21 protein-coding genes are annotated in these 24,112 nt (G+C 32.0%); 4 read left to right on the top strand and 17 right to left on the bottom strand.

Annotated features, from left to right (window positions below; translation table 11 throughout):
* Positions 1-82 precede the first annotated feature (82 nt).
* The 7 genes from WAF17_RS00665 to WAF17_RS00635 form a co-directional block, all read right to left on the bottom strand.
* The gene (locus WAF17_RS00665; protein ID WP_338764954.1) at positions 83-406 is read right to left on the bottom strand and encodes an SCP2 sterol-binding domain-containing protein; all 324 of its coding nucleotides are present in this window, start codon (positions 404-406) and stop codon (positions 83-85) included.
* A gap of 105 nt (positions 407-511) precedes the next feature.
* Positions 512-1,423, bottom strand: coding sequence for a DUF4835 family protein (locus tag WAF17_RS00660; protein WP_338764951.1), 912 nt, complete (start codon positions 1,421-1,423; stop codon positions 512-514).
* Between the two features lie 111 nt (positions 1,424-1,534).
* Positions 1,535-2,137 (bottom strand): thioredoxin-like domain-containing protein, encoded by a 603-nt coding sequence (locus tag WAF17_RS00655; protein WP_338764948.1) that lies wholly within the window; start codon positions 2,135-2,137, stop codon positions 1,535-1,537.
* Between the two features lie 104 nt (positions 2,138-2,241).
* A complete protein-coding gene (fmt, locus tag WAF17_RS00650) occupies positions 2,242-3,165 on the bottom strand; it encodes a methionyl-tRNA formyltransferase (protein WP_338764945.1) in 924 nt (307 codons plus the stop codon).
* A 108-nt stretch (positions 3,166-3,273) separates the two neighbouring features.
* Positions 3,274-3,723: a hypothetical protein gene (locus WAF17_RS00645; protein WP_338764942.1), complete on the bottom strand. Its 450-nt coding sequence runs from the start codon at positions 3,721-3,723 to the stop codon at positions 3,274-3,276.
* A 369-nt stretch (positions 3,724-4,092) separates the two neighbouring features.
* The gene (locus WAF17_RS00640) at positions 4,093-5,364 is read right to left on the bottom strand and encodes a THUMP domain-containing protein (protein WP_338764940.1); all 1,272 of its coding nucleotides are present in this window, start codon (positions 5,362-5,364) and stop codon (positions 4,093-4,095) included.
* A 311-nt stretch (positions 5,365-5,675) separates the two neighbouring features.
* The gene (locus tag WAF17_RS00635; protein WP_338764939.1) at positions 5,676-7,286 is read right to left on the bottom strand and encodes a hypothetical protein; all 1,611 of its coding nucleotides are present in this window, start codon (positions 7,284-7,286) and stop codon (positions 5,676-5,678) included.
* Between the two features lie 133 nt (positions 7,287-7,419).
* On the opposite strand from WAF17_RS00635, the gene WAF17_RS00630 reads away from it, so the two are divergent.
* Entirely contained in the window at positions 7,420-8,187 is a 768-nt protein-coding gene (locus WAF17_RS00630; protein WP_338764937.1) for a TatD family hydrolase, read from the top strand.
* A gap of 160 nt (positions 8,188-8,347) precedes the next feature.
* The gene (locus WAF17_RS00625; protein ID WP_338764934.1) at positions 8,348-9,484 is read left to right on the top strand and encodes an asparaginase; all 1,137 of its coding nucleotides are present in this window, start codon (positions 8,348-8,350) and stop codon (positions 9,482-9,484) included.
* An 11-nt stretch (positions 9,485-9,495) separates the two neighbouring features.
* Here WAF17_RS00625 and WAF17_RS00620 read toward each other — a convergent pair whose 3' ends face one another.
* Both WAF17_RS00620 and nqrF read right to left on the bottom strand, forming a co-directional pair.
* The gene (locus tag WAF17_RS00620; protein WP_338764932.1) at positions 9,496-9,906 is read right to left on the bottom strand and encodes a hypothetical protein; all 411 of its coding nucleotides are present in this window, start codon (positions 9,904-9,906) and stop codon (positions 9,496-9,498) included.
* Between the two features lie 140 nt (positions 9,907-10,046).
* The gene (gene nqrF, locus WAF17_RS00615) at positions 10,047-11,327 is read right to left on the bottom strand and encodes an NADH:ubiquinone reductase (Na(+)-transporting) subunit F (RefSeq protein WP_338764929.1); all 1,281 of its coding nucleotides are present in this window, start codon (positions 11,325-11,327) and stop codon (positions 10,047-10,049) included.
* Between the two features lie 316 nt (positions 11,328-11,643).
* Here nqrF and WAF17_RS00610 point away from each other — a divergent pair, with 316 nt between their 5' ends.
* Entirely contained in the window at positions 11,644-12,291 is a 648-nt protein-coding gene (locus WAF17_RS00610) for a 2OG-Fe(II) oxygenase (protein ID WP_338764926.1), read from the top strand.
* Between the two features lie 21 nt (positions 12,292-12,312).
* Here WAF17_RS00610 and WAF17_RS00605 read toward each other — a convergent pair whose 3' ends face one another.
* The 4 genes from WAF17_RS00605 to WAF17_RS00590 all read right to left on the bottom strand — a co-directional run bounded on the left by WAF17_RS00605 (position 12,313) and on the right by WAF17_RS00590 (position 16,944).
* Complete coding sequence (locus WAF17_RS00605) at positions 12,313-12,840, bottom strand: NADH-quinone oxidoreductase subunit B family protein (RefSeq protein WP_338764923.1); 528 nt, start codon at positions 12,838-12,840, stop codon at positions 12,313-12,315.
* A gap of 30 nt (positions 12,841-12,870) precedes the next feature.
* Positions 12,871-14,232, bottom strand: a complete 1,362-nt coding sequence (locus WAF17_RS00600; protein WP_338764920.1) for a DUF349 domain-containing protein — start codon at positions 14,230-14,232, stop codon at positions 12,871-12,873.
* Between the two features lie 440 nt (positions 14,233-14,672).
* Positions 14,673-16,205: a hypothetical protein gene (locus tag WAF17_RS00595; protein ID WP_338764918.1), complete on the bottom strand. Its 1,533-nt coding sequence runs from the start codon at positions 16,203-16,205 to the stop codon at positions 14,673-14,675.
* Between the two features lie 130 nt (positions 16,206-16,335).
* Entirely contained in the window at positions 16,336-16,944 is a 609-nt protein-coding gene (locus WAF17_RS00590) for an AAA family ATPase (protein WP_338764916.1), read from the bottom strand.
* A gap of 314 nt (positions 16,945-17,258) precedes the next feature.
* Here WAF17_RS00590 and WAF17_RS00585 point away from each other — a divergent pair, with 314 nt between their 5' ends.
* On the top strand, positions 17,259-19,598 hold the full coding sequence (locus WAF17_RS00585) for a LysM peptidoglycan-binding domain-containing protein (protein WP_338764913.1): 2,340 nt from the start codon (positions 17,259-17,261) through the stop codon (positions 19,596-19,598).
* A 74-nt stretch (positions 19,599-19,672) separates the two neighbouring features.
* Here the strand turns inward: WAF17_RS00585 and WAF17_RS00580 are convergent, their stop codons facing one another.
* From WAF17_RS00580 to WAF17_RS00565, 4 genes are all read right to left on the bottom strand, one after another.
* On the bottom strand, positions 19,673-20,980 hold the full coding sequence (locus tag WAF17_RS00580) for a homoserine dehydrogenase (protein WP_338764910.1): 1,308 nt from the start codon (positions 20,978-20,980) through the stop codon (positions 19,673-19,675).
* Between the two features lie 19 nt (positions 20,981-20,999).
* Positions 21,000-22,073 (bottom strand): homoserine O-acetyltransferase, encoded by a 1,074-nt coding sequence (gene metX, locus WAF17_RS00575; RefSeq protein WP_338764907.1) that lies wholly within the window; start codon positions 22,071-22,073, stop codon positions 21,000-21,002.
* A gap of 77 nt (positions 22,074-22,150) precedes the next feature.
* Entirely contained in the window at positions 22,151-22,612 is a 462-nt protein-coding gene (locus WAF17_RS00570; RefSeq protein WP_338764905.1) for an OsmC family protein, read from the bottom strand.
* 154 nt (positions 22,613-22,766) lie between these two features.
* Positions 22,767-24,092: an O-acetylhomoserine aminocarboxypropyltransferase/cysteine synthase gene (locus WAF17_RS00565; protein WP_338764903.1), complete on the bottom strand. Its 1,326-nt coding sequence runs from the start codon at positions 24,090-24,092 to the stop codon at positions 22,767-22,769.
* Between the last annotated feature and the right edge of the window lie 20 nt (positions 24,093-24,112).

Genomic DNA, 24,112 nt, shown 5'->3' with positions numbered 1-24,112 from the left:
GCCTTTTAATTCTTTTAGAATTAAAAGGCTTTTTGAATTGCATTCATTAATAACTAATCGTTAAAAATTAATCATTAAAAAACTATACATTTCCTTCTTTCGAACGACGAGCAATAAGTTGAACTACTTTCATAGCCATTTCCATATCGCCATTTACTTTTACTTTTCCAGTCATATAAGCAGCCATTAAGTTCAAGTCGCCATCAATCATTTTATTGGCATTTTCTTCTGAAATCTTGACTGTGCAATCTGCATCTTTGTCTTCATGAGAAACTACATTTGGAACTTGTGTTGCATCAACAAAAACAACACCTTCGCCTTTAAGGTCAAATTTAACAGACTTTCCTAGTCCACTATCTGTTCCGACTACTTTTTTTACACGTTCTGTGAAAGATTCTAAGCTCATAATTTTGTTTTGCTTTTAGAGGTGAGTAAACTGATTTATACTGCAATTTAACATAAAAAACTCGTCATGCAGCGTTTTATTATTACTTTACTAAAAATTTCTGTGTTAATTTTGAAGTTTACGATACAAATCTGCGTGTGCAGGGTCAAGTTGAAGCAAAATTTCGGCAGCTTTGAGTTTTTCTTCCTTTTCTGCATTCGAAAAAAGCTGATAGAGTTCTTCTCCTTTTGCATCAAAAAGCGTTTGAATAAGTAAAGCATTTAATCGAATAGCACTTACTTCTTTCCACTTTTTCAAAACTTCCATTGTTTTTTTACGTGCTTCTGCTGGTTTTTCTAGCATTACATCAAGCCCCAGACGATGATAATCGTATAAACCTTTTCTCAAATCTATAAACTGAGGACTATTCAAGTTTTCTCCTAGCCAATATCTTGAACGAACATCGTTATTCTGCCAACCCGAGTTTGCAACCCCTGTACTTTGTGCATTATTGATAATATTTTGAGCTTTTTCAATATATGGGTCGCCTCCCAAAGAAGAGAAAGAATCATAATCTAATGCCAAAATAATATAAGAGTAATACGCCAGCATTAAAGTCAGATTATTATTTGTAGAATTAGGAATATAAATTAGTGGCTCACTAGGTTTATACACAAAGTCAAAATTTTTATCAAAATAATTCAGAATTGGCGAAGTATAAACTGTTCCGAATACAGGACGGTTATATTGAATTTGTGCATCTCCAGAATAAATTCCTTGAGCAAGGTCAGTATTTTTATCTAATGTAATCAAAATATTACATTCTATGCGCTCCCATTCTTCATAACGATCTTCTGTCCATTGTGTTGTGTTCATAAACTTTGTCAGAGCTTTTGTAAGCTGTCCCACAATTTGCTGATTTTGAGCTTCCACACGAGAATCATTAATGATTACATTACAACGAAATTCTTGTGCAAAAATTTGGCTTGAAAATGACAAAAAGAAAAGACTAAAAACTAAAAAAATATTTTTCTTCATTGATAATTATTTTTATAAAATTCAAAAAAACGCTATAAAGAAATTTACTTTTTCCTTATAGCGTTCAATTTACTAAAAACTTACTGTTTTCGTATTACTCTGATTGTTTTTTTATAATTGTTCATTAATCAAACCTGCAATTACTTGTCCTGAACTAGGGCGAGGAGCATCTTGATTAATTACTTTTCCCTTTTTATCTACAAGCATATAACGAGGAATTCCTGAAATTCCATATTTTGTAGAAACAGCTTGATTTGCATCAGCAGCAGGATAAAAATGAACTCCTTTAATATCCATTTGCTCAATTCCGTTTTTCCATTTATCTTCAGCTCTATCAAAAGAAACATATAAGAAAACTACATCTTTTCCTTCAAACTGACTGTGTAATTTTTGTGAACTAGGCATTTCTCCACGACAAGGAGGACACCAAGAAGCCCAAAAATCAACATAAATAACTTTTCCTTTATATTCTGCTAAGGCATCTTCGAACATTTTTACGCTTCCATCTGCATTGGTTTGCTCTAAAAAGATTTTGTCAGCACCATTTGTTGTTTCTGTCGCAGTTGTATTTGAAAAACGATTATCTGTGGAAGTATTAGTATTAGACATCGCAGAAGAATTAGATTCATCTGTTGATGCACTAGCTTGTTTTTTTTCACTTGCACAAGAAGCTGCCGAAGCAATAAGGGCAATAAATAAAATAATTTTTTTCATAATGATTACAATTAAGTGTTTTTTTTATATAAAATTAAAATGTTGTATAATCTTTCTTCCTACTGATTAAGTATCAAATGTATAGCTACAAAAGTAATAAAAAATTAGATTTTATTCCCTCTTAAAAAGTCTTCAACCTTCATTCTTCGTTTTCCTTCAGGTTGTAGCTCATTTATTTTGAGATAACCATCTGATGTTTTAACGTAAAGATAACTCTTTTGGTCTGTAAGTGGTTCGCCGATCAAAAGTTCATTTACTTCATCATAATCAGCAATTTCTACATCAAAAACCTTATACATAGTATCATAGATACGCATTCTTGCAGCAGGATAAGGCGTAAGTCCACGTACAAAGTTTAGTATTTTTTCACTTTCATTCTCAAAATTTATGAAGGTATCTTCTGTAAAAATCTTTGGAGCATGAGGAGTTTTTTCTTCTAAATTCTGCTTTTTGACATCATAATCATTGTCTTGAATGGATTTTACTGTTTTCAAAACAAGCTTTGCACCTTTATTTTTTAATCTCTCATAAAGCGTACCGACATTATCAGTAGAATAAATTTCTTCTTCTTCTTGAAAAAGAATATCTCCTGTATCAATTTTATGTTTTAAGAAAAATGTAGTAACTCCTGTTTTTGTTTCGCCATTGATAATTGCCCAATTAATAGGCGCAGCACCACGATAATTTGGAAGCAGTGAAGCATGAAGGTTAAATGTTCCTATTTCTGGCATCTGCCAAACTGCCTCTGGCAGCATTCTGAAAGCAACTACAACTTGAAGGTTGGCATTATAACTTTTCAATTCCTCTAAAAAACTTTCGTCTTTCAAGTTTGTAGGTTGAAGAATAGGTAAATTATGTTTTAAAGCAGCTTTTTTTACATCAGATTCATTTATTTTCTGCCCTCTCCCTGCTTTTCTATCAGGTGCAGTAATGACAGCGACTACATTATAGCCGTTTTCTACCAAAATATCTAAGGAGGAAACGGCAAATTCAGGCGTTCCCATAAAAATAATACGTAATTCGGGCATATTTTATTCTATAATGAAAAGAGTAACAGTATTTTTTAATTTTCAAAACTAAGACAAATGTACAAAATTTATTCTATCGTTTTTATTTATGGTTGGTTCTACTACTTTTTACTCTTTTTGAAATAATTCTTCATAATTTTCATCCCATTTGAAGGAATTGATTGTCCAACCTTGCTTGTTTTTATAATAAGTAAATATCAAACGAATAGCACTTTTTTGATAGAGCATAACATAAGTTTCACGTAGCGCAAAATCACTTATTTTTTCTTGTTGTATTTTTTCAGTTCCTATTACAGCGCCGTATGTGTTACCTAGCAAATCCATATAACCTTCTGTCTTTTCTTGAAAGGTAGCCATTTCAGCAGGAGAAATAGGCCAGTAAGGCGACATTTTTTCAACAGCTTCTTTTATTTTACTGTCTTTGAATAAAGAAATTACTTCTTTAGACATTTTTTTGGCATCTTCCTTTGTTTTGAGTGTTTCTAATTGGCTTTGTGAAAACACAAAAGTCATAGAGATAAAAAGAAGAATTATAGTAGAAAAAATAGATTTGAGCATAAAAATGAAATTAATTGTGAAAGATATGTTTATTTAAAAATCTTTAAGGTATGAATATACAAGGCATGTTCATAAAAAATAATTGAGTTTTTAAATATATTTAATCAAATATTTTATAGCGTTTTTTTAACTTTGAGAATCCTTTCAGAAGACTGTCAATAGTTGGAAAAATAAGCTCGTCTGTTAAACTATTGTCAGAGTTATTTTGGATTACCAAAAACTACTGACAAAGTTTTTATAAAAATGCCCTGCACGAATACATTTTTAACGTAAATTAAAATATATTTGTTGCTAATCATTAATAAAAGCACAAATTTTCACATCTAATAAAGCAGCAGAGAAGTTGCGTTCAAACTTACAATTAAATAATTATTTTTTATTTCTATAAAAATCTCTTTTTTCGTCTTTTCTACTTCCTTCATAAATTTCAAAACGCATAAAACGACATTCTAAAGCACCATTATACATTTTTAGTTTGGGTTTTGATGAAAGCCCAATATGTTTTGCAGCCTCCATATTCGAAGTAATAATCCAAGCTGTATAACCTGCCCAATTTTGTTTTAGAGTATCTCCAATTTCAGCATAAAAATTATTTATATCTTCATCTTTATCCATTCGTTCGCCATAAGGAGGATTTATGATAATTACTCCTCGGTCGGCTTTTCTTCTCTTAAACCAAGATACATTTTCTGCTTCATCTTTGGCTTCTTGTTTTTTTTGTTCCTCTATTTCTTCTTCTGTTCGTTCTGGAGGCATCAAATCTTGAAAAGCAATATCTTTCAGATAAATATATTTTTTGAGGTTTGCTTCGGCAATGTTTGCAGCAGCCTTACGAGCTACATTTTTCGAAATCTCTCCTGCCAAAATATAAGGCATACTATCAGTATTTATTTTTTCCATTTCCTCATCAAAGACTTCTTCCCACAAATCAGCATCAAAGTTTGACCATTTTTCAAAACCAAAAAGAGGACGAAAAGAACCTGCTGGAATATTAGCAGCCATCAGTGCAGCTTCGATAGAAAGCGTTGCCGAACCACACATAGGATCTATAAAATCACTTTTTTTATCCCATTTAGAAAGCATAATAAGTCCTGCTGCCAAAACTTCATTCATCGGCGCAAGATTCGTTTTGTCTCTATAACCACGCTTATAAAGTGGATCGCCCGAACTATTGAGCATAACTGTACATACATTATTTTTGATATACAGTTGTATTCTCAAATCGGGGTCTAAAATATCAACAGAAGGACGTTTGTCATATTTTTCTCTGAATTTATCTACAATGGCATCTTTTGTTTTTTGTTCGATATAACGAGAGTGCGTAAAAATATTTGTGCTAAGTGTACAGTTAATGGCTAAAGTTTCTTTTACAGATAAATACTTTTCCCAATCTATATTTTTCACCTTTTCATACAAATCGTGTTCGTCTTTTACCTCAAATTCTGCAATCGGAACAAGCACACGAAGAGCCGTCCGAAGGCATAAATTTGCTTTATACATCATTCTCAAGTCGCCTTCAAAAGTAACAGCACGGTTATTTAGTTTGACATTTTTTGCACCTAAATCTTTTATTTCTTGAAATAATATTTCATCTAACCCAAACATAGTTTGAGCAGACATTTGAAAAGTTTTGTTGAGCATTTTAGAGAGATTAGGAATTAGAGATTCGATATTAGAAAGTTATTTAAGAATAGGTTTTGTATGTTTATTTGTTGGTGTCGCTTCGCTAAAACACCAACAAAGGCTGAGTTATTTTTCCTAGAATTGAGTTTGTAAGTCCAATGCTATGGAAAAATTTACATTCTTAAACAACTTTTAGGAATGATGAATAAAAAATACAGCTCAAAGATAAAACCTTTTGTTGAAGGACACTAAAAAACGCCTTAAAAACTTAATTTCTAAAGCGTTTTTTTACAATTACTACTTTTAAAGAGTCTTGACATACTTACAGATTAGTCTTTAAAAGTAATTTTAATAAACTGATATTTCTTTTTTCGTTTGGCAAACAAAATCATTTCATTTTTGGAAACCTGTGCAGAAACTTTTGGACGAACAATTTCCTCTTTTTTGGGAGTATTCAACAAACTCGTTCTGTCTTGCTTTCCATCGCTATCTACTGTGTTTAGAGCAACAGCAAGATTTTTATAGCTAAAAGAATATACTTTTCCCTCTTTTATGGTTTTGTCATAAATATTTCTAGCATTGTCATTGAAGACAAATTGAAGCTTATCGCCCACAACTGCCAAAGTATAAGAAGAATAATAACCACCATCATTTACTGTCGTTTGTCTTTTAGGAACTTTATGCGCCCATTCTATCTGTCCAGCAGGAGAAATACTAATGACAATAATATCGTGATAATTGTAATAATAATTTGTTGTTGTATTTACTTGCCCATTTGCACCAGTCGTTCGGATAGTAGATTCACGAATATAAAATTGTTCGCCTACCAAAACAGCTCCTCCATCTTCTTTTATTATGATATTATCCAAATCATATTCGTAGAGTTCAACATCTTTACCTTTTGCAGCCTTTTTCTTCGTCTTTTTCTTCTTTCTTTCAGTCATATCTTGCGTAATAAAATCAAGTCCAAACTCTTTAAAGCTCTTTGTTTTGATTTGTTTGCTTTCACTATCAACAGTTAGAAAATAACTTCCTTCAATACTGAAAGTACCTACATTAGAATAAAAACCTGCACAAATCAAATCAGAATTATCAGCAATAGCAAGTTGCATATCTGTCAAGAATTTACCTTTTACATTTACGTTGTATTCTTTTAGCGTTTTGCCTTCTTCGGTATAACTCAATACTTTGTATGAATAATTTGGCTTTCCTGCTCTTTTCATTCTTACTTTTTCTTTATAAAGAATACTCAAAAGATGAACATTTCCTTTTTTATCGATTTTGTAATCCGTTACACCAAAAAGTTTGTCTTCATAAGGAAGCGTAACATTTTTTGTCCAAAGTAGATTCATATCTTTATCAAAAACGTGAAATCCAAATTTTTCATTTTCCTTCTTTTCGTAAGGAAGCTGATAATAAACCAAAATTTTTGATGTATCTCTAGCTACTGAAAAATCAAACGAACCACTATTTCGCTTATTTTTTCCTTCAAATGAGATTTGAGCAATTTGCTTTTTCTTGCCCTTAAACTTTAAACTCTGATTGTCTATTTGCTGAACAAAAAGCGTTTTTTCTTTTGCTTTTTTATCTAAAAGTTGAGAAAATAAATATAACTTTCCGTTAAACTGACTAATCTTAACCAATGTATAATCATCTTCTAATTCTAATTTTTCAGATTTGATTCGGTTCAGATTATTATCATAGTGTTCAAGATAATTTTCTAATCTAAAAAAGCTTTTTGTTTCAAATTTGAGCAAATAAAATCCTGTTTTGTCATAGCCTACAATAGAACCAATCTGACCACCACGAGAAATTTGATATTCCTTTCCCATTTTGATTGACGCATATGGGTTATTGTTAATTTGAGCAAAAACAGAATAAGAAACTGAAAAGCAAAATAGAAAAACTATGAAAGATAAAATGACTGAGGTTGATTTCATTTGAATATAAATTGAGTAAGAAAATTTAAAATAAATGCAAAAGTAAAGATTTTTTTTAAAAATAGGTTCGAACTATTGTTTTATCTTTGTAAAAAAACTGAAATCGAACAGTAATTAACTGATAACTGAAATTATGAATTTTATAGATACACACGCTCATTTATACGATAAAAAATTTAAACCAGATTGGAATGAACTAGTCGACAGACTTGATGATACAGGAATAGAACGAGTTTATTTGCCAAATATTGACCACGCTTCTATCGAACCTATGTTTGAAATTGAGCAAAAAGATAAACAAAGGTTTATTCCTATGATGGGTCTGCATCCTTGTTCGGTCAAGAAAGATTTTGAAAAAGAGCTTTATCTTGTAGAAGAATGGCTGGGTAAACGCAAATTTTCGGCTGTTGGAGAAATTGGATTAGATTTATATTGGGACAAGACCTTTTTCGAACAGCAAAAAGAAGCCTTCGAAATTCAGATTTCTTGGGCTAAAAAATTCAATATTCCGATTGCCATTCATACGAGAGAATCAACTGATGAAGCCTTAGATATTTTGGAAAACCTGAAAGATGAAAACCTAAAAGGTGTCTTTCATTGTTTTGGAGGAACATTAGAACAAGCCGAGAGAATCCAAAATCTAAACTTTTTGATGGGAATTGGTGGAGTGGTTACTTATAAAAATGGAGGACTAGATAAAGTATTGCCAAGCGTAGATTTGAAGCATTTGATTTTAGAAACTGATGCACCTTATCTTTCGCCTGTTCCACACCGAGGAAAACGAAATGAAAGTAGTTATATTCCTATTATTGCAAAGAAAATCGCTGAAATAAAAAACCTTACTATAAAAGAAGTAGCCGAAAAAACTACTCAAAATGCTAAGGAATTATTTGGGAAATAGGAATTGGGGGTGAGAGAATGGGGAAATACGAATACAGGGAGATTAGGAAATAGAAAATACAAACGAAATATAACTAACTGTCTGACACTTTGAAAGTGTCTTGACAGATTAATAAAATTAACTAATTACTGGTAACTGTAAATACTGATAACTGAAAAATATGCTTTTAGACCAATACAACATCATAAAACTGCGTACAGCAGCCGATGAAGATTGCAAAACGTCGATTTTGGTAATTTATACAGGAGGAACGATAGGAATGGATTACGACGAAAAGGGTAGTCTTATTCCTTTTGATTTTGAAGCTTTGTTAGAAGAAGTTCCCGAACTGACACGTTTTAAGGTATGGCTTACCATGCTTGTTCCTTTTGAACCTATGGATTCATCAAATATGGGGACAGAGCATTGGCTAAGTATGAGTTGGCTTATTGAAGAATTGTATGATGAGTTTGATGGTTTTGTGATTCTGCACGGAACAGACACGATGTCTTATACAGCTTCTGCGATGAGTTTTTTACTTCAAAATTTGGCAAAGCCAGTTATCTTGACGGGCGCACAAATTCCGATAAGCGCACACCGAACTGATGCTAGAGAAAATTTGATTGGAGCTTTAGAAATTGCATCTATGCAAGAGACAAAACAGCAAGTTGTGATTGCAGAAAACGGAGAAGAGATAATTAAGGAACAAAGTGTAGCCTTAGTTCCAGAAGTTTGTGTTTATTTTGATAATCTGCTTTTGAGAGGAAACCGTTCTAAAAAGGTTCAAAGCCTTAATTTTACAGCTTTTGAATCTCAAAACTATCCTCATCTTGCAGAAGCAGGTATTTTTATTAATTACTCAAAAAGTTATATTCTTCCTGTTCCTAAAGAAAAGCTAAACTTCAAAAGTGCAATGGATGAAAATGTAATTCTTTGGAAAATACACCCAAGTATGAATCCTAAATATTACCTTCCCTTATTAGAAAATGAAGATTTGAAAGGTGTTGTTTTAGAATCTTTCGGTTCTGGAAATATTCCTACACAGCAATGGGTAATTGATATTTTAGAGAAAATTATCAAGCGTGGTGTTGTGGTAGTTAATGTTTCGCAATGTGCTGGTGGCTATGTTTTGCAAGGACATTATGAGACTAGTCATGCACTCACACAAATAGGCGTAATTAGTGGAAATGACCTAACCTGTGAAGCTGCACTTACAAAACTGATGTATCTTTTTGGAAACTATAACAACAAAGAACAGAAAAAAATAATTATTGAACTGCTTCAAACACCTCTTTGTGGAGAGATGACTTTATTTTGATGTATATTATTTTATTCTTTTAGATGTATTTTACTTTTTTTGACTCCCTCTTCTTTTATCTTATATTCCGTTTTATTAATAAAAGAGGAGTTAAGAAAGTTTGCATAATATTCTACCGACAAAGATGAAGGTTCAAATTCATTTTCAACATGAATGGTAGAATAAACAAATTTCATCTTCTTCAAAATGTTTTCAAAATTAGTAAAAACTATTTCTTTCCATTCATTATCTATAACCTCACTTTCATTTACCTTGATACTTGCTCCAAATACTATCATAGCAAAGGAATAACTATTTGTGATAAATGTAAAATTCTCTTTATAATAAGGGTAGCCTCCGTACTGATTTAGAATATTTTTATTATACATTGCTTCCTTATGATTACATGTTATTCTCCCATATATTTCTGTTTGATAGCCCATTTATTTGTATTGATTACATTAAGCATAAAAATGCTTGAAACTCCTATAAAAAAGAAACTTCAAGCATTTTTGTTTTATAATAATGAATTGTATTTATTCACAACTCATCATTTATAATTCATAATTTCGTCTGATTATCTTTATCCACCAAAATCATCAAACATAATGTGTTCTTGTGGAACGCCATAATCATCTAACATTTTGATTACGGCTGCATTCATCATTGGAGGTCCACAGAAATAAAACTCAATTTCTTCTGGATCTTCGTGTTCTGCAAGATAATTATCAATCAAGACTTGATGAACAAAACCTACATAACCATCCCAATTATCTTCTGGAAGTGGTTCGGAAAGTGCAATATTAAATGTAAAGTTTGGAAACTCTTTTTCAATTGCTCTAAACTCATCTACATAGAAAAGTTCTCTTTTCGAACGTCCACCATACCAAAACGAAACCTTACGATCAGATTTCATAGTGTGGAATAAATGGAAAATATGAGAACGCAATGGAGCCATACCAGCACCACCACCAATGTAAATCATTTCTTTGTCTGTATCTTTGATAAAGAACTCGCCATAAGGACCTGAAATATTTACTTTGTCTCCTTCCTTACAATTAAACACATAAGAAGAACACTTACCTGGATTTACATCCATCCATTTGTTATTTGCTCTATCCCAAGGTGGAGTAGCAATACGAATATTAAGCATGACTATATTTCCTTCTGCTGGGTGATTAGCCATTGAATAAGCTCTAAATTCTAGCTCATCATTTACCATTTTCAAATCCCAAAGTCCAAATTTATCCCATTCAGACTGAAACTTATCATCTCCTGCTGGGTCGTCTGGAAGTGGTCTAATATCTATATTTTTGAAATCTACTGTAATTGGAGGAACATCAATTTGAATATATCCACCCGATTCAAAATGTAAACTTTCTCCTTTAGGTAATTCTACTACAAACTCTTTTATGAAAGAAGATACATTCCAATTTGATTTGACAGTACATTCCCATTTCTTAATCCCAAAAATTTCTTCTGGAATACGAATTTGCAAATCATTCTTTACTTTTACTTGGCACGTCAGACGTACATTTTCTTTTTGTTCGGAACGACTCAAATGTCCAACTTCAGTAGGCAAAACATCGCCACCACCTTCGTCTATGATACATTTACACATAGCACATGTACCACCACCACCACAAGCAGAGGGTAGAAAAATCTTATTTTCACTAAGCGTATTGAGAAGTGTCGAACCTGCAGGAACAGTAATTGGCTCATTTTCATTACCATTGATAACTATTTTCACGTCTCCACTTTGTACTAATTGCGCCTTTGCAACAAGAAGCAATCCTACTAGAAGAAGTGTAACAACTCCGAAAACGGCAAGTCCTGCAAGAATTACAGTTAAATTAATATCCATGTACTCTGTTTTTTTGGTCTATTTTACGTTTGAATAAATTACTTACTAAGGATTCATTTACTTGAATGATATATCTACAAATATACGTTCAAAAATTTTCAAATACCAATAGCAACTCATCAAAAAATATGTTTTATTTTAAAATATTGCTATTTTTTCAAATTTTAGTTGAAATAATTTTAATCAAGCTACTTTGTTAGAGCTTACTATAAAAAGTATTTGTTTGACTTTTAATCTGTAACTTTATGATTCAGAATAAAAAAGAAATGTAGTAGAAAATTGTTTAAAAAAATTAAAACTCATTTGAGATGCAACTATGAATTCAATAAATTTGATAGAATCAGATAAAATAAATCTTCTTATTGATGGTTTGACAGAAAAAGGCTGGGCTACAGTAGATGATTTTTTACCTTTAGAGATTGCCAACTCTCTTAGGAAAGAATTAAATGATGAGTTCGAAAAAGGAGAGTTTGATAAGGCAGGAATAGGAAGACGTGGAGTAGATTGGCAACTTAGACCAGAAATAAGAAGTGATTATGTGAAGTGGCTACAACCTAATCAACTTACAGAATTTCAACAGCTTTATTGGACACAAATTGATAATTTCAAACAAGCTATTAATCAAGAATTATATTTGTCATTGAATAATTTTGAAAGTCATTTTGCTATTTATCCTCCCAAAAGTTTCTATAAAAAGCATTTAGACCACCACCAAACAGCACAAAGACGTTTTATTTCGTGTATTCTTTATTTTAATCAAGATTGGAAAAAAGAAGATGGAGGAGAGCTGAGAATTTATGCTCAAGACGATAATGAGGATAACAAAAATAAAGCACAAACCGATATTTTACCTATTTTCAATCGTTTTGTCTGTATGCGAAGTGAACTTATTTGGCATGAGGTTCTACCAAGTGAAAAACGAAATAGAATGAGTATTACGGGTTGGCTTAGGAGAGAAATATAATAAATAATAATTTAAAAGTTTTTAGCTCTTCAAATTTAAAATTCCTGTTGGGCTAGGAGCTTCTGAACGAATTTTTTCTTGCAATTTCAAAATTCCTCCAATAAGAGCCTCTGGGCGTGGAGGGCAACCAGCTACATAAATATCAACTGGAATAATTCTATCTACTCCCTTTACGACATGATAACCGTGTTCCCAATAAGGACCTCCACAGTTTGAGCAACTTCCCATCGAAATTACATAACGAGGCTCTGCCATCTGTTCATAAAGTCGTTTTATTCTATCAGCCATTTTGAAAGTAACTGTTCCTGCCACAATCATAACATCAGACTGGCGAGGAGAAGCACGAGGAAAAACTCCAAAACGGTCTAAATCGTAATGTGGAGCATATGCACCAATCATTTCGAAGGCGCAACAAGCTAGACCAAAAGTCATGGGCCAAAGAGAAGATAATCTTGCCCATTGAACAAGATTTTCTAAAGAAGTAACCACTAGACCTCCTTGTCCTGTTTTTTCAGATTGAGAAAGTTTAGTGGTAATTGGAATATTCATTTTTTTATAGTCTAAGAAAGCTATTCTACATTAAAAGTTATAACTGCTATTGAGTTGATTCTGAAACTTTTTGGATAACCTTTTCTTTGTTCTGATTACATTTAAAAGATTCATATATTGAGAACGAACAGGCGCATGAGAAGGATCATTTCTATCAAACATCGGTCTGCCATAGCTATCTTGAGGAATATCTTTAGCAATTTGCTGTAATTTTGGTTCTTCTTCTCTAATGCTGTCCTTGATAAGCTTAATCTTTAGTTTCAACTGTTCGAAACCTGTTTTTTCTTCGTAACCTTCAAAGTTTTGTTTTGCATCATTTTCTAAAAATACGTGTGTAAAAATTTCACTACAAGCAGCATGAAAACGGTTATTAAGTAATCGGTCTTCATCATTATTTCTGATGATTCCCATTTTTTTCCATTGTACTTGTTTTGTTTTGACGCTATTCAAATGTACATTTTCGAATTTACTCGCTATTTCCTCTACTTCTTCTGTGAGCTTTCTTTTGCTTTCCAAAATACCTTCTGGAGTAGTCGGAACAGGTGGCTCTTGACGATATGAATTATAACTGTCATTACTCTGTTCAGGATTCCCAAAGAAAATATCAATTTCTCGTTTATAATTTCTGTATAATTTGAGGTACTTCCACTTCGGAATTACACCCACTTCTTTCCACGCTTTCTGCAAGTCAATTACTTCTTGACGAATTTCAGGTGTTTTTTCTTTGTGATAATTTAGCTTTCTGACTTTATTACTGATGCGTTTATATTTCAAAATTCGCTCGTCATTGACAATTCTTTCATTATCAAAAAAGGCTTTTCTGCGTTCGAAGAAAACATCTAAACATCTATCAAACTCTTCTGACATCTCTTCATCTTCTTCCCCTACGCTTCCCGTACGTATCCAACGCATTTTGAGGTCTTTGAGGTATTCTGACACTTCTTCCCAGTCATCACTATCTTTAAGTTCTTGTGCTTCTGCCAATAAAGCAGTTTTTATTTCTGTATTTTTTACTCTATTTTCAGAAATATAATCTTCAATTCCTTGTTCTAGCTCCAAAATTCTTTTTTCTACGGCTGTATAATCGCCAATAGCATTATAGGTTTCTAAAGATTCTCTGATATGAATGAGCTTCATGAGATAAGAACCTTTGTTTTGAGATTCTTCTATGTCATTAGCTACTTCTTCTACTTTTTCTAATAGCTTTTGATAACGGTCTTCAAAATAAGCGATACTAGCTTCTGGACTTTCTTTGACTACTCCGATTTTTCTATCTGCTTTGTCATTATATCCTTTTAAATAAACGTTATCATCTTTGATATAACCGAAAGGATTTGATGTTGAGTTTTGATTGTGATTGGTAGTTGAGTTGGCTGAATTGGTGGTGGACATTGTTTGTAGTGATTTTTTTAGTGATTAAATAAACCTAGTTTAAAGTAAATCTAGGCTTAAAAGGCAAATGGCTTTGGTTTAGAAATTTGTATAAAATAAAGCAATAAAAAAGCCTAATTTTATCTTATGCTACACGATTATAAATCTATTCGATTAGATTATTTCTATTACACGTTTGAATTAGAATGCTATGACAACTTAAAAATAGATTATTTTGTTAAAAAATATCTCTTTTTTTTGTGCTAAAAACAATAAATTTATTTTTCTTCAATCTAAGATACAATTTTTTCACAAAAGATAGAATAAAATTATAAGTCTTGTATAGAAATTCAGCTAATTATTTGTTTCTTGAGAAGCAAATACGAATACTGATTTGAGTACCTGTATTTATCTCATCAGAATTTTGTAATTGTCATGACTTAACCTATTTTTTTTTCTATTTATTTAATAGTCTTTAAAATAGTCAATTTTTGTGTATTAATATCTTGAATACGCAGAATGTACATTCCTTTTGGAAGGCTAGAAACTGGAATTACATTCTGATTTTGATTAAGTATATAAACTCCCTTTAAAGCACCAATACTAGAATAAACCTTTACTTGAACAGTATTTTGTACAATCAATTGCCATATGTTTTGAAGACATACTAGTCTTATTTCTTCATTTTTTTCTTTTTCTATATAAACAGTAACAACAGGAGAATAAGAAAAATCACCATTTTTATCTATTTGTTTTAAGCGATAATAAATATTTTGACTTGGTAGAATAAAATCTACATTACTATCTGTAAAATCATCTACAAATAAATAGTTTCGCTCTTTGTGGGCTTCTTCACTATTTTTTTGAGAAGAAATTTGAGTAATTACTTGAAAGTCTGTTCCAGAAAATGAACGCTCTACTTGAAAGTATTCATTATTCATTTCCCAAACCGTTTGCCAGTTTATAAAAACTTTACTATTACTTTCTTTTTTTGCTGTAAATGAGGTAAGTGTAATAGGAAGTGGATTATTAGGGTCACAAGTACAATTTGTTACATTAGGCCCTGTATTTCCATTATTTGTATCAAAATCTCCTCCATTACTAGATGAAGTATCACAAATATCCACGTTACTACCATCTGTGCCTACGTCCCCCCCTCCATTATTAGTAGAAGCTCCTGCAATATTAATTCTGCCACAACTTCCTAATGCTGTAATATCTCCGTTATTATTAAATGTACCTCCTACAGATACAACAGCATCATTAAGTACTATACTTGATCCTCCATTATTTGTAACAGCACCTCCAACACTTGCATCTCCATTAAACTGAATATCTCCATTGTTTTGAATATTACCTGCTATATTTGTGTCTGTACCAAAGGATATTGAACCACTTCCATTATTATTAACATTGGCAGCTGATGTACTTCCTCCTACTGTTATATCTCCACTATTCGTTATATTTGTTGCTACAGTAAAGTCATCTGTTACATTTAATGTCGAATTATTTGAACTTGAATAACTTTGTGCAGAAAATGAACCATTTATAGTGATCGTACTGCCATTTCCGTTATTGACACTACCAGCAGAACTGACATCTGTTGAACTAATAAAATTACTACTATTTCCTAAATTGAGAAAACCTACTGAAAACTCTCCATTATTTGTAAAAGAGTTTCCTCCTCCTAGGTTCAGATCATCATTCCAAGTACCAAAGTTTTCAATGCTATTACCATTACTATTAATAGAAACATTAGCTCCATTTGTAATTGTAGTATTCGTCGATATACAAAGTTGAGCATTTCCAGATAGAGTAATGTTTCCAGAAAAATTTCCATTGCGTGTCAGACAGAGTTTTTCACCTGCACCAACAGTAAAATTTCCATTTGCAGCACCAGAAGTAGTTGTACAGCCTGTACACTGTGCAAAAGTATTGTTATTTAGTACAAAAAATAAACAGCAAGTAAAAAGTAAATAAAATAAGATTTTCATAGTAAATTTTTAGTTATCCTTTTTAATCAAAAATACAATATATTATGATATTGAATTATAGAAATAAGTGAGTTTCATTAAGATAACATTTTTATTAAAAATAAACGAATAAAATTCAGTATTAGATACATCATTTCAATAAAAAATCAATTATCTTAATAGCTTCTTTAGCTCTTTTCTCGTTTAGTTCAGTAATTTCAGAATAACTGATATTTCTACTTTCTAGTTCTTCTTTCATTTTTTTATAAAAAAATTGTCTTCCTTCATCTCCTCCTCTCTGCTTATCAAACTCCCATTTTGTATTTGGTTTCAGCAAAAGGTAATAAGAATAATTTTGATTCTGAATTGCTTTATCTAACCAAAAAGGAACTTTTTTATAAATATATTTTGAGTAAATATAGGTAGTCAGTAAGTTTGTGTCTAAAAAATAAAAAGAATGATAATGAGCAATGGCAAGATTTTCTATTTGATTTTCACTACAAAGCTGACCTATTGCAATCGGTTCTACATCTTCAAATATAAGTGAATTTGTATCTTCATAATTTGCATATTTCATCTTCGTATCTAAATATAACCTTGAAAACTCTGGATTTGAAAAGACTTTATAGTAATTTGATAATTCATTCGTTAATGTAGATTTTCCAGAAGATTCAGACCCAAAAAGAACTATACTTTTAGGTTTTTCGTTGGTAAGTGTAGTAATTGTTGTGCTTTTTTGTGTAAATTGATTATCTTTCATGTAAATTATTAAATCTATTTTTATTTTGTTGAGTTTATAACCAAATTGAATCTCAATAGAAATACAAAATTATTTTTGTGGATTTTTCTAAAAAAATCATCTTTATATTAAAACATCCAAATTAATAAAAAATCAAACTTAATAGTATTATTACTATGTATGGAATTAAAATTCAATGAATTACTATTTTTGAATCAATAAATGACTTATAATTAGTTTCAATATTTTTACAGGTCGTAATTTTTAATTCATAATTGTTTCCATTTATTTGTTTCTTAGCCAATTCACTAAATAAAACTATAAATTTAAGTCTTATGCAGTATTATTTTTTAAAAAACTCTTCTAAAAATCTTAATTTAGATTTAAGAAAAAGTAAATTATTCATTTTTTTATTATTGTTTGCCTTTCTATCTGCTCCTGTTTCTTCTTGGGCTTTTTCTCCTTTAGATACTACTTTAGTTATTGAAAAAGATATTTATCCAAAAATAGTAGATAAACAAGAACGCCTCATAGAAGGTAAAAAATATGCTTTTGCAACCATCAACGAGCGCAAAGGAATGATTGCTCTTTCAGGTAATTTTTTGAGTGAAATGGCTCGTGCTGCAGGAATAGAAGTTACTGATTTTTTGGATTGGAATGATATGAAACCTACTGATGCTATCAAGACAGGTCAAGTTTATTATCTTCAAGAAAAAGGAAATAGAGCAAAAGATGTAGCTATACACGTATTGATGGACAAAGAAACACTTTGGGATGTTTCTCAAAAATATGCAATGCGTTATAAATACCTATTAAAATATAATCGCTTAGATGAAGACGATAAAGTGAAAGTAGGACGAGTGCTTTGGATTCAGACCAAAAGACCAAAAAGAATTCCTGTTGAAGTAAGAGATGTGACTCCAATCGTAGCAAGTTTTGATGAAGAGGAAGAAGACCAAACAGCAGCCGACCCAGAGCTTATGGCAGAATGGGAAGAACTCAAAAAAACAGAGTTAGCAGGAATGGATAATAAAGACAAAACAACGACTACAAAAACACAAACAGAGAAAAACAATTCAACTGAAACTACAAATCCAGAGCAAGGTTCATTTGCCGAATTTGAAGGTAAGAAAACAGACGGAGTAATTATTACAGAAAAAACAGACGCTAAGAAGAATTCAGAAAATACGGCTACTACTGTTATAAAATACCATACCGTAGCAGAAGCTCAAAGTTTGTATGATATTTCTAAAAAATATAATGTAGTGATGTCAAAACTCAAGGAATGGAATAAATTACCTGATTATACCGTTTCGACAGGACAAAAACTTATTGTCAGTCAGCCTAATAGCACTGCAAAAGACAAAGTATATGAAGCATCTTTAGTTACAGAGAAAAAAGATACAAAGAATGCTAGTAATTCAGATACAAAGGTAGTTGTTAGGAAGAATGCAAATGGAGAATTTGTAAGTTTCTTAGATTCTTCTGGCGTACTTCTACCTATTCCTCAACAAGATTTTACTCCTGTTGCACCAACTACTATTACTAATAATGCTACTGTTGGAAATGCAGATTATCATTTTGTAGAGCAAGATGAAACACTTTGGTCTATTGCAAGAAAATATAATTTGAGTCCGAAAGATTTAATTCGTTGGAATGGATTTATTACAGGAGATAATATTGATGTTGGAGACAAAATTATACTCAAATCTAGTTTGGCAGTAGAGGCAGGTAGCAGAAGCGAACTTGAAAATAATAACTCTGGCTCTACTAACTCTGGTGGTGGAACTAATCAAGCAACAGGAGGAGATTCTGAATTTAAGGAAGCTACTTTAATCGACCCTGCTGTTAGTAATGGAGTAAATCAAAGTAGTTCTAGTTCATCTGAAAGCAAAACAAACGCTTCTACCATAACATTACAGGAGTTTCTTCAGATGGGTGGCGAAGAAAAAGATTTTAAAAACGTAGGTAAGGAAGGTTACGACCCATTGGGAATGCCTATTCTTGGTTATGATTTTTCTAAAAATAAAGACGATGAAACAAAAACAAAAGTTGTAGAGACAGAAACACAAGCAGATATTTATGTGGTTCAACCAAAAGATATGCTTGGAAAAATTGCTCAAAAATTTAGTGTAACTACTAAAGAGATGATGCTTTGGAATCCGAAAATTCCTGCAAACGGAACAGTCAATATTGGAGATACACTTTTTGTTTCACAACCAAAGAAAATAAAAACGGTTATTGAAGAGACAGTAAAAGAACAAAAAGCTACGGTTTATCCAATTGAATATTATGGAGCAGGTTTTCACGCTGTTCAGCCCAATGAAAATGTATATAACCTAAGTGAAAAGTATGGTGTTCCTGTGGCTAATATTTGGAAATGGAATAATTTGGAAACTAGCGTAATTGACCTTCCTGTTGGAAAGAAAATGATTGTCAATGAAGGTGTCCTCAAAATGGCTAATGTTGATGCAAATACTTCTACTAAAAAAGAAGATAAAAATAATGATGCGACAGCAAAAGTAGATTATAATTATCATTATGTTGCAAAAGGAGAAACACTTTTTTCTATTGCTCAAAAATACAATCTTTCAACGGCACAGATAAGAGAATGGAATAATCGTCAAGGCGATTTAGTCTATGAAAATGAGAAATTAATCATTGGAATAAAATAATTCTGAAGTCTCTGCACAAAAAAACAGCCATTTTGTTTAAATAACAAAATGGCTGTTTTTTTGATAAATCATTTTTAATAAATAGTAGAAGTTACATTTTCTTTTTCTTGACTTTCTTTATTAAAGGCTTTTACCTCTCCACTAATCGCCACAAAAATTTTATTTTCTTCAATGAAATCACGGTTTTCAAAGAGTTCGGATAGAGAGATTTTGACAATGATATAATTTTTTCCTCTTATTATAATTTCTTCAAAACTAATATTCTCTCTCAATTTATTTTCCATTAAACTCTCATCAAAACGCAAATAAACTTCTGCTAGAGCTTTTCTTGTGGGAGAAAAACTTGATTTTTTAGTTTTATTTCTTTCTGTTTTTCTATACTCGTATTGATAATCATAACGCAACGCAGAAATATCTGATAAAACTGCAGAACCTGTGGGGTGTCCTCCTGCTCCTTTTCCGATGAAAGTTTGTTTGTCTGAAAAAGCAGCTTCTACCAAAACAGCATTATTTTCATTTTCTACATTATACAATGGATTTTCATGGCTAATGAAAGTAGGTAAAACATAAAGCAATAGTTTGTTCTCTTCTACATTTCCGATACGTGAAATAGTAGCTACCAATTTTACTTTGAAATTCGTAGTTTTTTGACTTTTATTATCTTGTCTAATGTAATTCTTAGCAAAATCAATATCTTCTTTTTTGAGATTATTAATTCCAATTCTCAATACTTCATCAGGATTGACGAAAATTCCATACGCTTGTGCTGCCAAAAGACAAAGTTTATAAGTTGGATCAAAACCAGCGACATCAAGTGTTGGATCTGCTTCTGCAAAACCTAAGTCTTGTGCCTGTTTTAGAGCAACATCATACGTTAGATTTTCATTCGCTATTTTTGATAGAATATAATTTGATGAACCATTAAAAATTCCACTTACAGAATATAAAAGTTCATTATCATAATACTCTGCCAACGTTCTTACAATCGGAATACTTCCACATGCAGCAGCTTCATACAGAAGTGATGTTCCTGCTTCTTTTTGGATTTGTACGAGTTCTTCCAAATGCAGCGCAATCATTTTTTTGTTTGCCGTAACTACATTTTTTCCACTTTGCAAGGCTTTTTTGACGATATGATAGGCTTCTTCTGCATCCGAAATCAGCTCTACTATCGTGTTTATTTCTTCGTTTTCCAAAATTTCATTCTTATCATAAGTAAAATAAGATGAATCAATAGAACGCTTTTTTTCTTTGTTTTTGACACAGATTTTTACAATATCTGCTTCAAACCCTGTATTTTCTGTGTTATTTTGGAGAATATCATAAAGTCCTTCGCCAACACAACCAAAACCAAATAAACCAATTTTTAATGTTTTTTTCATAATTGAATTTTACTATAAATTATTTAGACAAAACGTGCTTTGTCTCTACTGTATTTTCATTAAATGAAATGTTATCCGATAAAATTTTGCTTAACTTTTCTCCCTCTAGCAAAAAACCATCGTGTCCGTAAGGAGATTTTATCTCAAAATAGCTTGCATCAGGAATATGTTTTGCCAAAAGTTTTTGGTCTTGAGAGGGAAATAAAACATCATTTGTAATACTAACTACAACTGTTTTTGCCTTAATTTTTAAAAGTGCTTTTTCAATTCCTCCTCTATTTCGTCCTACATTGTGCGAATCCATCGCCTTAGAAAGATTGTAATACGCAAAAGCATCAAAACGCTGTGCTAATTTTTCGCCTTGGTATTTTTGATAAGATTCTGAACTGAATTTTTCTGTTCGTTCATCGGTATCTGTTTGAGTAAGATTATAGGCTTCATAATTTCGATAGGATAAAAGCGCAATACTACGAGCTACTTTCATTCCACTTAGTCCAGCTTTTTTATCATTAGTTTCCCAAGTAGGGTCATTTTCGATAGCTTGGCGTTGAGAAGAATTAAAGGCAATTCCCCAAGCTGAATGACGAGCATTTGTAGCAATTAGAGCTAAATTTTCTATAAGACTAGGTTCTTTTATTGCCCACTCCATTGCTTGTTGTCCTCCCATTGAGCCACCGATGCAAAGCCAAATTTTTTCAAAATCTAACTTTGATTGCAATTCTTTTCTAAGTAAATCAATTCCACTAACAATATCACGGATAGTAAAAAATGGAAACTCATGATAAAATGGCTGTCCAGTTTTAGAATTTTCTGAAAGCGCATTTGTAGAACCATAACAAGAACCCAAAATATTTACACAAACAATAAAATGCTCTTCTGTATTAATTATTTTATTTTCTCCTACCTCATTTCCTAACAATATATCCCACCATTCCAACGGATTACTATTTGCAGTCAGGGCATGACAAATCCAAACGACATTGTCTTTTTTATCATTGAGCTTTCCAAAAGTATGATAAGCAAGACGAAGCGAAGGCAGCGTTTGACCACTTTCAAGGATAAATTCAGTATCAGAATCAAAATAGTTTAGCATAAAAGAACAATTACGAATGTATAAATGTAGGGACAATGCATACGTTGTCCCTACTACTGGTTGATTTGTTATTTTTATTAATTCAATGAAGCTACAAATGTTTGTTTTTCAATTTGTAGAGAAATAGGAGTTTCATTTTGCAAATTATCTCCTACTGGGCAACGTCTTTCTATCTCCTGCAACCAACCTAGCAACTCTACATCACTAGCATTAGTTTGAGGTTTCAGACTTACTTGAATACGCTGATAACCAGCACGTTCTTCTGTATCTTCTCCAAATAATTTAGCAGGATTGAGATGACCAGAAACATTGATTTCTAGCTTTTGAAGGTCAATATTTAGTTCTTTGGCTACAATATGCGCCACTACATTTAGGCAACCTGCATAACCAGCCAAAATATATTCGACAGGATTAGGATATTGGTTTGTTCCACCAAGTTCAATGGGTTCATCGATTGTTAAATCAAACTGACGACTTTTTCCTTTAAATTTGGCTGCACTTTGATTGATTCCTTGAAATGAGAAAGAAAGTATAGACATATTTTTGTAAATTTGTAATGATTAGATAATTAATAAGATGAGGCTGCAACCTCATTGAATGAAAATTGATAATCAAAACCTTGTTTCCTAGCCGAAACAAGGTTTTTTTGCCTAAACTTATAAGGTTTCTGAAAACCTTATAGGTTTAAAAAATTTAAGCCAAAACAGGCGAAAATACTTTTTCAAAAGCATTGATAAAATCGCCTTTGATGTCTTCGATATGCTCAATTCCTACTGAAACTCTAAGCAATGTTGGATGAACACCTGCTCTTTTTTGCTCGTCTTCTGAAAGCTGCTGATGGGTTGTAGAAGCTGGATGGATAATCAGCGTTTTGGCATCACCTACATTTGCTAGATGACTAACAAGCTCTAAACTATTGACAAACTTTTCAGCATTTTCTTTTCCTCCTTTTACTTGGAAAGACAAAACGCCACCAAAACCATTAGTTAAATATTTTTTTCCTAGTTCGTGATATGGACTACTTTCAAGACCGGGATAATTTACTTTTTCTACTAATTCATGATTTTCTAGCCATTTTGCAAGTTCAAGAGCGTTATCTACGTGGCGTTGAACACGAAGTGAAAGCGTTTCTAAACCTTGAAGTAATAAAAATGAATTAAAAGGACTAATTGCAGCTCCAAAATCTCTCAAACCTTCTACTCTAGCACGAATAGCAAAGGCAATATTCGGCAAACCTAATGGGTTTCCTTCTCCGAAAGTTTCCCAAAAATTAAGACCTCGATAACCTTCTGATGGCTCTGAAAATTGAGGGTATTTTCCGTTACCCCAATTATAATTTCCTCCATCGACAATAATTCCTCCGATGCTTGTTCCGTGTCCACCAATCCATTTCGTTGCTGATGCCGTTACGATATTTGCACCATGTTCTAAAGGACGGAAAAGATAACCTGCTGCACCAAATGTATTATCTACAACGACTGGAATATCGTGTTTTTTGGCAAGGTTTGTAATCGCTTCAAAATCTGGAATATTAAATTCTGGATTGCCGATAGTTTCTAAATAAATAGCTTTTGTTTTTTCATCAATCAAAGATTCAAAAGAAGAAGCTTTGTCGCCATCTGCAAAACGAGCTTCAATTCCAATTCGTTTGAAAGCTACTTTAAATTGATTGTGCGTACCACCATATAAGTATGTAGTTGAGATGAAATTATCTCCTGCTTCCAAAATATTATTGAGAGCCGTAAATTGTGCAGCCATTCCAGAGGCAACAGCAACGGCAGCTACACCTCCTTCAAGAGCAGCAATTCGCTTCTCAAAAACATCTGTTGTTGGATTCATGATACGAGTGTAAATATTACCAAACTCTTTGAGAGCAAATAGATTAGCTCCGTGTTCTGCGTTTTGGAAGTTGTAAGAGGTAGTTTGATAAATAGGTACAGCACGAGAGCCTGTTGTTGGATCTGCTTCTTGTCCTGCGTGTAATTGAAGCGTTTCGAAATGCAATGGTTTGTTTGACATAGGTTATATAATTTAGGGTA

The organism is Bernardetia sp. ABR2-2B (assembly GCF_037126435.1).
Classification (GTDB): Bacteria; Bacteroidota; Bacteroidia; order Cytophagales; family Bernardetiaceae; genus Bernardetia.
The sequence above is the reverse complement of the archived record's forward strand: the minus strand, read 5'-3'. Positions and strand labels throughout refer to the sequence as shown.